Raw genomic sequence first — 12,735 nt, 5'->3', positions numbered from 1 at the left:
TGCCGGCACCATCCCGGATCTGGTCCTAGTGTGCTGTCCCGGTGATGGCTAGGGGCTGTGCAGTAGGGCAGGCGGCTCGCCTGCCCGCGCTACTGGGACCACATAGCCAATCGCGGGACACAACACTAGCCGTTGGTGCGAGCCCCCTGGGTCAGCTTCTGGACGATCTCGTCGACGGTCCAGCTCGCCGGCCTCTGGCGGGGCGGGAACTCCTGCAGAGTCTCAAGGAACTTCATCACGATCGCCTGGGCGGGGATGAAGACCCACAGGTGATCGATAGCCCAGCGCTGGCCGAGCGTCTGACAGGCCACGTCAATCCGCTCAAAGGGGTCACTACGGAGGTGCATCAGCTTCGGCGCTCGCAGATGGACGAAGGGTTCGCCCCAGGCTTGAACGCCGTCGGCCCGCTGTTCGAGGAAGTGGGTCTTGTACGATCCCACCCGCAGCGCCAGCAAGTCGCCATCGTCACTCCAGTAGAGGAACCCCTTGCGCGGGTTCTCCTCCACTTCGCCCGACAGGAAGGGCATCATGTTGTAGCCGTCAATGTGGACGCGGTAGGTCATGTCACCGACCTGATGGCCCTGCTTGAGCTTCTCCACAACATCCGGATCGCCCGCGGCTGCGAGCAGGGTCGGCAGCATGTCCTGGTGACAGAAGATCTCGTTGCTGATGCTGCCGGGCTTGATGACTCCCGGCCAGCGGATGGCGCAGGGGACCCGCCAGCCGCCCTCCCAGTTGCTGCCCTTCTCCCCGCGGAAGGGCGTGGCGCCCCCGTCGGGCCAACTGAGAACCTCGGCGCCGTTGTCGGTCGAGTACATCACGATGGTGTTGTCCGCGATGCCCAGCTCGTCCAGCTTGTCCAGCAGTTGCCCGACGTGCTTGTCGTGCTCCACCATCCCGTCCGGGTAGAGGCCGACGCCCGTCACGCCGAGGGCACTCTCCTTCAGGTGTGTCCAAACATGCATCTTGGTCGAGTTCCACCAGCAGAAGAAGGGCTGATCCGCCTTGGCCTGGCGCTCGATGAAGTCCAGCGCGGCCTCCGTCACCTCCTCATCGAAGGTCTCCATCCGCTTCCTGGTCAGGGGGCCGGTGTTCTCGATCTTCTGTGTCCCATCCGGCTGGGCCCACGAGCGCAGGACGCCGCGCGGGCCGAACCGCTCTTTGAACCTCGGGTCCTTGGGGTAGTCCGGCAGTTCGGGCTCTTCCTCGGCGTTGAGGTGATAGAGGTTACCGAAGAACTCGTCGAAGCCGTGGACCGTCGGCAGGAACTCGTCACGGTCCCCCAGGTGGTTCTTGCCGAACTGGCCGCAGACGTACCCGTGTGGCTTGAGCAGCTCGGCGATGGTGGGGTCTTCCCGCTGGATGCCCTGTTCCGCCCCGGGCAGGCCTACCTTGGTCAGGCCGGTACGGATCGGCTGCTGCCCTGTGATGAAGGCCGCGCGCCCGGCCGTGCAGCTCTGCTGCCCGTACCAGTCGGTGAAGAGCATCCCTTCCTGGGCGATGCGATCGATGTTGGGGGTCCGGTAGCCCATAATGCCCAGGTTGTAGGCACTGACGTTGAACCACCCGATGTCGTCACCCCAGATGATCAGGATGTTCGGCTTCTTTGCGTCTGCCATAGAGTAGCCCTCCTCGTGGGTCCGGGGACTCTGCCAAGCGCGCCGGACCCGGCGGCGCCCGGCCAGGCTCCTTTGGCAGGGGCCGCCTGGTTCGGGCATCACATTCTGCTGTCGTAGCGCTGACGTCAGCTCCCGCTGCCACGCCGGCACGGGGTGCTACGGAAGGCACTCGGCAGCCTGATGGCCATGCTGAGCCTGTCTGAGCAGTCCCATCACCTCCCTGGCCTCGCGACCTCGCCGCAGCAACTGCGCCATCAGCCTCATCGGCTGGTCCACGTGCCTGAAGAAGGCCTTGTAGCCGGCACACAGATAGTTCAGGCCGGGCTCGCCCTCGGGCGTCCGCGCGAGGCGGTTCTTGGGGCACTCCCCGTTGCAGGCGAACAGCACCTCGCACTGCCGGCAGTAGCGTGGTAGCGTGTCTCGCTTGGCCTGACCGAAGCGGAACTGCCGGGCGGAGGACACCAGCTCCACCAGCGGTGTCTCCAGGATGTTGCCCAACAGGTAGTCCGGCTCCACGTAGTGGTCACAGCAGTACAGATCGCCATTGCGCTCCAGGGCCATTCCCTGGCCGCACGTCGGCCGGAAGACGCACGTCGAAGGCGAGCCGAGCCAGTTGGCCAGCGGGCCATCGAAGTTGAGGACGAACATCTCACCTACGTCGCGCCGCACCCACTCGTCGAAGATATCGATCAGAAAGCGGCCCCACTGCCGGGGGCGGACCGAGCGGTCAGTCACCCGGTCTCCCTGCTGGAAGCCGTTGGCGTTGTTGCGCTCAACAATGGGGATGAACTGCAGATAGCGCGCGTTCAGCTCATCGCGGAAGAACCGGTAGACCTTCAGGGGATGCGACCCGTTCTGAGCGTTGACGGTGCAAAGGACGTTGAACTCCACGCCATGCTCCTGCATCAGCCGTGCGGCACGCAGCACACGCTCGAAGGTTGGCTTGCCGGCCTTGTCACGGCGGTAGACGTCGTGGAGCTCTCGCGGGCCATCGAGACTGAGGCCGACCAGGTAGCTGTGCTCGTGCAGGAACCTGCACCACTCCTCATCCAGCAAGACCCCGTTGGTCTGCAACGTGCGCTCGACCGTCGTGCCGGGCTTCAGGTAGCGCTTCTCGATCTCCACAGACCGGCGGTAGAAGTCGAGGCCCATCAGCGTCGGCTCCCCGCCCTGCCAGGCGATCGTGACGAGGGGTACCTGCTGAGCCTGGATCGTCTGACGCAGATAGCTCTCCAGCACCGCGTCCGACATCCGAGCCGGTCCGTCGGGATAGAGCGCGGACTTCTTGAGGAAGAAGCAGTAGGCGCAGTTGAGGTTGCAGGCGGCCCCGGCAGGCTTGGCCATCAGGTGGAAAGACGGTGGGCGAGTGGTCTGGGGCATGGCGGCCATTCGGTCTCCCTCAGGCGCGGCGGAGATGGTGACACGGCGTTCGTCACAGGCCAGCCTGATAGTAGCGAACGAGGGATGCATACGCCATGAGACCTTCGGCCTAGCCCCCTCGCCGCCCCGCAGCCGCGGGCTAGCCCTAGGTCCCATAGACGCTCCCTTACTCGCCCGGTAGACTCTCAGCTAACGGCTGTGACGGCCGGGCGGGCGGCACCGAGGCGGCGAGAGCCGCCCCTCGGGATTCCTGTCTTCCGAGTGCACAACATGAGCGCGAGGCATGGGTCTTCAGCACGCCACTTCGCACTGTTTGAGCATGGGCCGCTCTCTGGTCTGGCCCGGCGCGCCCGTCTGACGGGCCCCGGCCGTCCCGGACACCCGCGGCTGTGGCTCGCGCTGATAGCGCTGGCCTGGTTGCCGCTCGTGGTCCTGTCGCTCGTGGCGGGCAAAGCCTACGGGGCGGTCGCCGGGGCGACGGTGCTGTCCGACTGGGGGATGACCGGGCGTCTGCTGATCGGGATGCCAGTGCTCATCGCCGTGCAAACGAGTTTCGACCGCCACCTGGCATGGGTGGATGGCTGCTTCCGGTCGGCCGGTCTGCTTGGACCCGACGAGACTGCGCGTTTCGACCAGGCGATCGCCGCCACCGCGCGGCTGGCCGCGTCAACGGCCGCCGAACTGGTCATCGTGGTCCTGGCCTTCGCTCAGTCGACGTTCCTGGTGTATGAGGGAGCAGCGCACAGCGGTCTGCAGTGGGTCTTCGCCGAGGGCCGCGGCGTACTGTCTCTGCCAGGGTGGTGGGCGGTGACCGTGGCCCTCCCCCTGTCCACACTGGTGTCACTGCGCTGGCTCTGGCGGCTGCTTCTGTGGTGGCGGTTCTGCTGGCGGGTCAGCCGTTTGCACCTGCGGATCATGCCCTCGCACCCCGATGGCGCCGGGGGGTTGGACTTCCTGAATATCTCGCTGACGGTATTTGCCTTTGCCGGGGCCGGGATGCTGGCCAGTCTGGCCGGCCATTTCGCGACCCGCATCCTGGCCACAGGCGCCGGGATTGCTGATCTCCGCCTGCAACTCTTGGGCGCTCTGCTCGGCACACTTGTCATCTTCGCCGGGCCGCTGCTGCTGTTCAGCCCGTGCCTGGCGCGGGCCAAGCTCGCCGGCATCTCCGCCTACGGCGCCCTGGTGTGCCAACAGGGGCACGCTTTCGAGGCGCGCTGGCTGCTTCCGGACGCCGGCAACGCCGAGTCTCTGGCCCAAAATGACTTCTCGGCCCGTACGGATCTCAACTCGGTGGCCCAGCTTGTCTACAACATGCGGACGACGGTGTTCAGGACCAAGCACCTGCTGATTCTGGTGGGAGGGGCTGCGTTGCCGTTCGTGCCGGTCGTCTTCCTGCTCCTGCCTGCACGAGAGATCTTCCGAGGGCTGGTCGGGCTGCTGCTCTGATCCTGGGCCCGGACCACCGTGCCGCGAGCACGGCCCAGGCGCAAGGCAGGGGCGCCTTTAGACGGCGCATCAACAGCTAGGCGGGGGCTCGCCCACAGGAGTGAGGCCAGTGTATCTGTTCTCTGCCGACTTCTGGACTGACATGGGGCTGCGTCTGACCGGGCCGGCCGCACTTCGCTTCGTCATCCAGCCGATTCTTGCCGTGCTGTTCGGAGTCCGGGACGGAGTGCACGACGCCAGGTCGGGTGAGCCGCCCTTCATCTACGACATCGTCATGGTGCCTGCCGACCGGAAGCGCCAGGCCTCCCGGGGCTGGGCCGGGATTGGCAAGGCGGTCATCTTCGCCACCGTGCTGGACGCGGTCATACAGTACCCGATCCTTGGCCAGGTTTACCCCGGAGCCGCGATCGTCGTGGGCGCGGGCATGATGGGGCTGCCCTATGCGCTGGTCCGCGGCATCGCCAACCGCATCGCCTCGCGTGTACCGTCAGTTCGCCTCAGTGGCCAGAAGGACCAGAGCCCGCCGCGAGGAGAGAACGGCCGTGATTGATCAGACGAGCCGCAATGAGGGCGACGGCCGGCCGGTCCTTAGTAGCACCGAGATGGCGGTGATGAGAACGCGACTCGCCCTCGAACGGACCCTCGACGCGTGGGTGCGCACCGCGCTCTCCATGATCACGTTCGGTTTCACCATCTACAGGTTCCTGCAGCAGATGCAGGAGCGGATGCCGGCCCCGCCGGACCGGCCTCACGCCGCCCGCCACGTTGGCCTGGCTCTGGCCGCCATAGGCACGCTGGGTCTGACGGCGGCTCTGTGTCAGCACGTCAAGGCCTACGAGCAACTCGGGCTGCATGTGCTGCGCCGCCCGGTCTCCGTCAGCCTCGTCATCGGCTGCTGCATCGCCCTGCTAGGGCTACTGGTGTTCCTGGGCATCGCGGTTCGGGTCGGCCCGTTCTAGCGTGCGCGGCCGGGTGAGGCCCGCAGGGAGGCCGCTCGCGTGGACGTCGCCTACCTCGTCGGCGCTCTAGTCCTGGCCCTGGTGCATGTGCTCAGCGGCCGGCTCAATCTTAGCGCAATCCATCACCGTCGCCGGTGGCTGTCACTGGCTGCCGGCGTCTCTGTCGCCTATGTCTTCCTGGATCTGCTGCCGCTGATGGGCGACAAGCAACGCATCTTCCTGGAGGCCGCGGGGGAGCCGGCGTGGCCCGTGCATCAGTTCCGCGTCTACGCCGCCGCGCTGCTGGGCTTCACAGTGTTCTACGGGCTGGAGCAGCTCATGGCGCGGCGCCAAGCCTCGCTGGCGCCGACCGGGGCTGAGGACCTTGCCTCCGGGAGGCCGCCAGTCTTGCTGCACCTGAGCAGTTTTGCGGCCTACAACCTGATGATGGGCTACCTGCTGGTGGAGTGGGCGCGGGGCCTCGGCGGGCTTGCGCTCTACTGTGGTGCCCTGGCGCTGCACCTGGTGGTCACTGACGAGGGCATGCGCCGTGACTATGACCGGGGCTTCCAGCGGGTGGGCCGCTGGCTGATGGCGGCCTGCATCGTGGTCGGGGCCGTGGTGGCGAGGGCCGCACCGCTGTCCATAGACTGGCTGACAATCATCGTCGGCCTGGTCGCCGGTGGGGTAGTCGTCAACAGCATCAAGGATGATCTGCCACAGGGCAGCGACGGCCGCTTCGCCTACTTCGTGGCCGGTACGGTGGGCTACGGCCTGATGGTCGCATGGGCGGCCTGGCTAGAGACCGTCGCCTGACAGGTACAAGCCCCAGCCGGAGGGTTGCCCGATGGCCTCACCAGCGAGCAACTGTCAAGAGCAAGGCGTCGGTCTCGCCAGGTTGACGTCATGGGTGCCGCTGCTGGGTACGCTACGGCACTACGACAGGTCCTGGCTGCGCGGTGACGTGGTCGCCGGGCTCACCCTAGTGACCGTCGCGGTGCCGATCGGGCTGGCGTACTCACAACTGGCGGGGGTACCGCCGGTTATCGGCCTCTACGCCACCATCCTGCCGATGTTCGTCTACTCGCTGGTAGGGTCGTCACGGCAGCTCGTGGTGGGCCCCGACTCCGCCACGGCGGCCCTGGTAGGGGCCGTCGTGGCCCCACTGGCTGTGGATCTGCAGCAGCGGGTGCCGCTGGTGGCCATGCTGTCGCTCATGGTCGGCGCGATCAGCATCGTGGCGGGCCTCGCGCGCGTGGGCTTCGTGGCCGACTTCCTCGCCAAGCCGGTGCTCGTGGGCTACCTCAACGGCGTCGCCATCACCATCGTCACCGGGCAACTGAGCAAGGTGCTCGGCTACAGTGCCTCGGGGGGCGGGTTCTTCCGCCTGGCATACGACCTTCTGCGCAGACTCGGTCAGACGCACTGGCCCACACTGGCGGTGGGGATGGCGGCTCTGGTGCTGCTGGCGGCGGGCAGGCGTCTGGCGCCGCGGGTGCCCATGCCGCTGGTGGTAGTTGTGGCGGGCATCGTCTTCTCGCGCCTGCTGAACCTGGAAGCCGCGGGGGTCGCCGTGACCGGCGTTGTCCCGCCCGGCCTGCCTCCGTTCGCCTTCCCGGAGGTCCCGGTTGCCGACCTCCAGACCCTCGTGGCGGGGGCCCTGGGGGTGGCCCTGTTGAGCTTCAGCAGCGGGATCCTCACAGCGCGCAGCTTCGCGATTCGGGGCGGCTATGCCGTGGACCCCAACCGGGAGTTCATCGGCATCGGCGCTGCCAACCTAGCGGCCGGGCTGTCCCAGGGCTTTGCTGTGAGCGGCGCGGACTCACGCACGGCGGTGGTCGAGACCGCGGGCGGAAGAACCCAGTTGGCCCAACTTGTGGGGGCTGTCGGGGTGGCCCTCATACTCTTGTTTGCGACCCGGCCGCTGTCGTATCTCCCCACGGCGGCACTTGCCGCCATCGTCATCGCCGCCGTCTGGCGGCTGTTTGAGTATGAGACCATGTGCTGGTTCCGGCGAGTCTCTCTGCCGGAGTTCCGGCTGGCGGTGATCACGACGTTGGGGGTGATCACCGTCGGGATGGCTCCCGGCGTCCTGATAGCGGTCATCCTGTCCATCATCGGGGTCCTGGCACGGGCGTCTCGTCCCCGCGACGCCGTGCTAGGCACCTTGCCGGGCCAGCGCGGCCACGTCGACCTCGCTGAGTTCCCGCAAGCGACACCCACGCCGGGCCTCGTGGCTTACCGGTTCGAGGCCCCGCTGGTCTACTTCAATGCGGCCTACTTCAGGTCCCGGGTGGAGCGGGTACTGGGCGAGCATCCCGAGCTGAAGTGGTTCGTGCTGGACGCCTCCGCCATGGTGCTGGTCGACACGACGGGATCCGACACCCTCGAAGAGGTCCGACGCGAACTCGTGGCCGCTGACCAGACCCTCGCCATAGCGCGGGCCCGAGGCCGGTTCCGACGGATGCTGCAGCTCACCGGCCTGGCGGAGCGCATTGGCGAGGAGCACCTGTTCCAGACGGTGGACGACGCGGGGGAAGCCTTTGCCGAAGCCGACCGTGCCCGATAGGCGGAGGACGACGGAGGGCACGGCGGAGGATAGCCAGAGTGCCCGAAGGCCTCATCGACGGACAAGTGCGAGTCGGGCTCGCCGGGGAGCTCTGGGGACTGCTTTGTCCCGTCGTCTGCGGCAACGCCGACGGCGTTGCTGCAGATCCGCGGGGAGCCCAACAACCACCGGCGGCATACCGACAGAGGTGCATGTATGTCGGTGGCGGTCGGGCCGAGAGCTACCAGATGATCTGGTATGCGGCCTCAAGGCTCCAGTCTACCGACGTCTCGCCGAAACCGATGCCCGGGCGGAGGTAGAAGCTGTGCCCGGGGCTGACCATTGTGCCGTAGGTCAGTTTGACCAGTCCCCCCAGTTCACCATCGTTCTCGTAGTCGATGGTGAACTGGGGGTCGAGCAATAGCCAGCGCTCACCGCGGCCCAGCGTCTTGACCAGATACAAGTCGAGCAGCCCCTCGCTGATGTCAGGCCGGCTGTCGTCACCGGCAATGCTGAACCTCTGCTGGTACGCGGGCGCGAAGATGAGGTGTTGGCGGGGGTAGAACCGCGCATAGACGAGCAGGGGGCCCAGAGAGGTCTTGCCGCGACCCAGGCTGGCTTCCCGCGCGGTGTTCCACCACGACTCCAGCCCCCCCACCAGGGCGTACTCCCGTGTCACCTCGAACGTCTTGACGATGCGCGCACTGATGTCGCCAATGCCGAACTCCGTGTCGCCCGACAGGTCGGAGGTCACCATCGGGATCCGGAGCCGAGCCTGCATGGTGCTGTTCTGCAGGGGCACCTTATACTCAAAGACCGTCTGGTTGGTGTAGGACCCGCCGTCCAGCTCAACGTACTCATTCCACAATACGAAGGTGTCCTGAAAGTTGGCCGGGTTGGTCCCGGTCTTGTCGGCCTTGCGGGCAGCGGCGGCATTGCCGGCAGCGGCCCCGCCTTGCCCTGCCCCTGACTGCCCCGCGGCCGTCAGGAAGTCGATCCCCTGGGCGGAAGCGATGGACAGCGCGAGAAGGGCCGCAAGGACCATGGGCGTCGCGACCTGGATGTACCTTCGCATACTCAGCCTCCGAACGCTCTGGCCCGTGGTCCCGCCTCAGGCTGTCTATCGCACCACCGTCTGCCCCTGCTTCAGCCCGCCCTGGCCGCTGTCCGGGCGCCGTCAGGCTCGGCCCTGGACAGGGCGCGGACCAGTTCGGCCACAGAAGAGACCTGCATCGCCTGCATCATGTGCGACCGATGGACCTTGACGGTCTTCTCGGCGATTCCGAGCGTTGTGGCGATCTGCTTGTTGAGCATCCCCCGCGCGACAAGGCGCATCACCTGAAGCTGGCGGGGGGTGAGGGAGGCGACCCGATCCCGGACTTCCGCGACCTCTCCATCTCGCTCCTGCCGCTGGCTGCTCAGCGCCAGGGCCTCCTCGACGGCACCTAGCAGCTCGTCCTCGGTGAAAGGTTTCAAGAGGAAGTGCGTTGCTCCGGCCCGCATCGCGCTCACTGCGATGGGGATATCACCATGGCCGGTGAGGAAGACAATGGGGATGTTGGCAGCGCTCTCGCCCAGCGCCTTCTGTAGTTCCAGCCCGGTGCAGCCCGGCAGTCTGAGGTCCAGCACCAGACAAGCGGGCACCCTGGGGCGCGAGGACAGGAGGAACTGCTCCGCCGACGCAAAGGCCTCCACCTGCCACCCTACGGCGCTCAGCAGCCGCGTCAGCGCAAGGCGTACGGCCTTGTCATCATCAACCACGAACACCGTACCCTCAACGTCCACCATAGCTCAACCCTTAGGCGCCTGTCGTCGCGTGAGTAACCTGCGCACCTACCCGGCCTACATGCGTCGCAGGCAACGTCCCGGCGACGAGACCAATGACGGCCGCCCGACGTGCCGACGCGGTGCGGGTCTCCGCGGTAGCCACCCTCGCGCTGAGTATAGAGCCCCCGCCTTGCGCGGCACAACTGGCCCAAGGGCGTAGCACATCTCGTCCGTCGCAGCGCCCTCGCGCCCCGCGGCGGAACCAGCGCTCGGAGCAGTCGTCCTGAACACCCCGGGCTAGCGGCGGCCGCCCCGGCCCGCTCCGCCACCAGGGCGAGTCCCTCCACTGCCCTGCCGGTGCCCGCCGCCCCAGGCCGTGCCCTGCCCCCGCGCCCCCGGGCGCGATGCCTGGAAGTCACGTGCGCGCTGCTGGCCCAACGTCCGCACCTGGTGCTCGCTCTGCAGTTGGGTGGCGATGTCGCTCTGCAGCACCCGGTTCTGCGCTCTGCCTGCCGTTCCCGCCCCCGTCTTGAGGGGTGGCTCGACGGGGTCCCAGGACCCATCGTCCCACTTCTGCCAGCCATTGTCGGTTCGCTTGTAGACATTGCCGTCGTGTCCGGCGTAGGTGTTGTTGTCTCCCTCCACTACGAAGCCGGAGCCCTTGGTGGTGTCCCACCTCACGCCGCTTGTGTCTCGGGAGGTCTCAAAGCCACGCACCTCTCCCTGCGACGTCCGATAGTAGCCGGTCTTCGCCCACTCATTGCCGTTGGTGACCGCGGTCTGTCCCCAACTGGCGTACGGGCTGGATCGACTGTAGGAGGTGACGCCGCGCCCCGTGCTTGGGTTGTAGGCATTGATGTACGCCGCCGAGGCGTTGGGGCCTGACAGAGCTGCGCCTCGCGCGTAGGCGCCGGTGTATGGGTTGTACGCAGCCCCGGCGGCGCCCGACGCGTACGGGCCATAGGCAGCCACGCCGCGGGCGTAGGTCCCTGTCGCGGGGTTGTAGGCGGCGCCCCATCCCGCGCCACCATAGGGGCCGTAGTACCTGCCCCGGCTCTGGTAGATGCCGTAGGTGGGGTTGTAGTACACGCCCGACCCGTAGGTGAACCGCCAGGGGTAGTAGACCGGGTAACGGAAGTAGGCCGGCGGCGGCAGCCACACGTAAGGCGGGTGGTACCAGCCAGTGCCGTAGACGACACAGCCGTCGTCGGCGACGAGGGCCCCCAGGAGCAGCCCGGCCGCGAAGGCGAAGGTGACCTCACCCCTATCCGAGTCGTCCTCCACCACCGTCACGTTCGTTACCTCGTAGACCGGCGCGCTGGGCGGGATGGTGTAGACCTCGGCCGGCACACTGCCCGTGACCGCCCATGGGCCGCTGGGCGTGTTGGAGGCGAACCATACGCCCTGGAAGCAGCAGTAGTACCTGTCGGCAACGCGTAGCACGCTGTACGGGGTGTTGGTGGCATACTGAACCGACGTGCCCTGGATGGGCGCGAATTGTGGCTCACCGTTGTAGGACACCTTCATCCCGACGTCCGCTATCTTCACGGTTGCCGTCTGGGGAATCTGGGCCGTGATGGCCGCTTCCCGGGCCTGTTCGGTGCCCGGCACGGAGACCCGGACTCGCCCCTTGGGCGAGTCCGGCGGGATCTGGGCGAACTCAGGTGGCAGCGAGGACTTGACCGCCTCCCACTTGCCCTGCGCCGGGTCCGGGCTCTTGAACCAGCGTCCCGCACACAGCAGGTAGTACTGGGAATCCCGGCCACACAGGAACAGGTCGGAGTCCGTGTTCGCCACGTACAGGAGGCCGGCCACACCGGTGATCGGCGTGAACTGCGGCCTCCCGTTGATCAGCAGGAGCTCAGCCGGCTTCGTGCTGGTGAACACCTGCGGCAGCCGGGCCGCAGGGATCGGCTTGCCGGGCACGTTCCCCTTGACGTCTTTCCAGTTGTCATCATCTGGCAGCCTGCCCAGATCCACCGGCAGCTTCTCGGCCGGCTGCCAGGGCCCCGCCAAGGTAGTCGCCCGCAGCCAGCTACTCTCGTAGCGCAGGTAGTACGACGTGGTCGCCTGTTCGTAGAACAGGTCCCAGTTCGTGTTCACGGCGTCCATCAGGCCGGTCTTCTCGATGGGGCAGAGAACCGGATCGCCGTCGGTCACGACCAGGATAGCAGGCCGTTCACTGTAGAAGATCGGCGGCGGGTCGTACTTCACGGCGACACCCTTTACCGGCGCCTCAAGCTTCACGGCGGCCGCCAGCAACCGGTCGAGGGAGATGGTCTTGGCGCCGGTCTTCATCAGGGACTTGGTCTTCTGCTCAATTCGGGCCAGTGTCTCCTGGTCCGCACTCGGGAAGTTGGCTTCCCTCAGCTTGGGGTTGGTGAGCAGCACCGTGCGGCTGTCAATGTCGGCACTGGTGTCGGCGGTGATGCGGACCGATCCCACGTACGGTTCAGACGACCCCTTGGGCTGGACCGATACTGCGACCAGGAAGTCCACGGCACGGTAGTTGGGCCAGGCGAGCAGTTGCGGCTGGAAGACGACGACCTGCTCGCCGGCAGAGCCAACGAAGCGACGGGGCCATCCGGGGTCGCCGACACCCGCTTCCTCCTGGCCCTGGACCACGCTCAGAGCCGCCAGCAACACCAGGACCAGCGCTATGCATCTCGCTACTTTGCGCGTAAGCATTTGATCCTGCACCTCCCTGCCAGATCGCTGCCATCCCGGCTGCGACCATCGTGTGGGGCTGGTCCGTACGCGTCGACCGGCAACCACGGGCGTACGCACAACGAACGGGGGCGCCATGTGTGTTGCTATGCGCGACCCTCTTCGTTATAATACATTTCCCAATAACAGATGAGTATAGGACCTTGGGGCCTCTCCGCCCCGCGCCGTGGTCCAGCCCTGGTCCCCGGTGGGGGCGCGCGCCGCTTGCCAGGCTTCGGCGCGCTGCCAATCGTTCCGGGCATTCGGTTACAGCGTGTAGTGCTGGTTCGGCGTTCTCAGTCGCCATGAGTTCCGATGCGGAGGGGAG

10 protein-coding genes are annotated in these 12,735 nt (G+C 66.8%); 5 read left to right on the top strand and 5 right to left on the bottom strand.

From position 1 onward, the window contains the following. Window positions 1-125: 125 nt before the first annotated feature. Window positions 126-1,619 carry an arylsulfatase gene (locus LLH23_23670; GenBank protein MCE5241475.1) on the bottom strand — a complete coding sequence of 498 codons (1,494 nt, stop codon included), beginning with the start codon at window positions 1,617-1,619 and terminating at the stop codon, window positions 126-128. 156 nt (window positions 1,620-1,775) lie between these two features. Next, a complete protein-coding gene (locus LLH23_23665) occupies window positions 1,776-2,999 on the bottom strand; it encodes an anaerobic sulfatase maturase (GenBank protein ID MCE5241474.1) in 1,224 nt (407 codons plus the stop codon). A gap of 270 nt (window positions 3,000-3,269) precedes the next feature. Here LLH23_23665 and LLH23_23660 point away from each other — a divergent pair, with 270 nt between their 5' ends. The 5 genes from LLH23_23660 (at window position 3,270) to LLH23_23640 (ending at window position 7,955) form a co-directional block, all read left to right on the top strand. After that, window positions 3,270-4,448, top strand: coding sequence for a hypothetical protein (locus tag LLH23_23660; GenBank protein MCE5241473.1), 1,179 nt, complete (start codon window positions 3,270-3,272; stop codon window positions 4,446-4,448). Window positions 4,449-4,557: 109 nt separating this feature from the next. Beyond that, window positions 4,558-4,998, top strand: a complete 441-nt coding sequence (locus LLH23_23655) for a hypothetical protein (GenBank protein MCE5241472.1) — start codon at window positions 4,558-4,560, stop codon at window positions 4,996-4,998. Beyond that, window positions 4,991-5,407 carry a DUF202 domain-containing protein gene (locus LLH23_23650; protein ID MCE5241471.1) on the top strand — a complete coding sequence of 139 codons (417 nt, stop codon included), beginning with the start codon at window positions 4,991-4,993 and terminating at the stop codon, window positions 5,405-5,407. The genes LLH23_23655 and LLH23_23650 overlap by 8 nt, the downstream gene beginning before the upstream one ends. A 39-nt stretch (window positions 5,408-5,446) precedes the next feature. Then, complete coding sequence (locus LLH23_23645) at window positions 5,447-6,202, top strand: hypothetical protein (GenBank protein ID MCE5241470.1); 756 nt, start codon at window positions 5,447-5,449, stop codon at window positions 6,200-6,202. Between the two features lie 31 nt (window positions 6,203-6,233). Further along, window positions 6,234-7,955, top strand: coding sequence for a SulP family inorganic anion transporter (locus tag LLH23_23640; GenBank protein ID MCE5241469.1), 1,722 nt, complete (start codon window positions 6,234-6,236; stop codon window positions 7,953-7,955). Between the two features lie 220 nt (window positions 7,956-8,175). Here LLH23_23640 and LLH23_23635 read toward each other — a convergent pair whose 3' ends face one another. The 3 genes from LLH23_23635 to LLH23_23625 all read right to left on the bottom strand — a co-directional run bounded on the left by LLH23_23635 (window position 8,176) and on the right by LLH23_23625 (window position 12,389). After that, on the bottom strand, window positions 8,176-9,009 hold the full coding sequence (locus tag LLH23_23635; GenBank protein MCE5241468.1) for a hypothetical protein: 834 nt from the start codon (window positions 9,007-9,009) through the stop codon (window positions 8,176-8,178). Window positions 9,010-9,080: 71 nt separating this feature from the next. Beyond that, a complete protein-coding gene (locus LLH23_23630) occupies window positions 9,081-9,722 on the bottom strand; it encodes a response regulator (GenBank protein MCE5241467.1) in 642 nt (213 codons plus the stop codon). Window positions 9,723-9,998: 276 nt separating this feature from the next. Continuing rightward, a complete protein-coding gene (locus LLH23_23625; GenBank protein ID MCE5241466.1) occupies window positions 9,999-12,389 on the bottom strand; it encodes a hypothetical protein in 2,391 nt (796 codons plus the stop codon). Window positions 12,390-12,735: the final 346 nt, after the last annotated feature.

It is taken from the genome of bacterium (assembly GCA_021372615.1).
Taxonomy (GTDB): Bacteria; Armatimonadota; Zipacnadia; order Zipacnadales; family UBA11051; genus JAJFUB01.
Note: the sequence above shows the minus strand (reverse complement) of the source record. Positions and strands in the feature narration are given on the sequence as shown.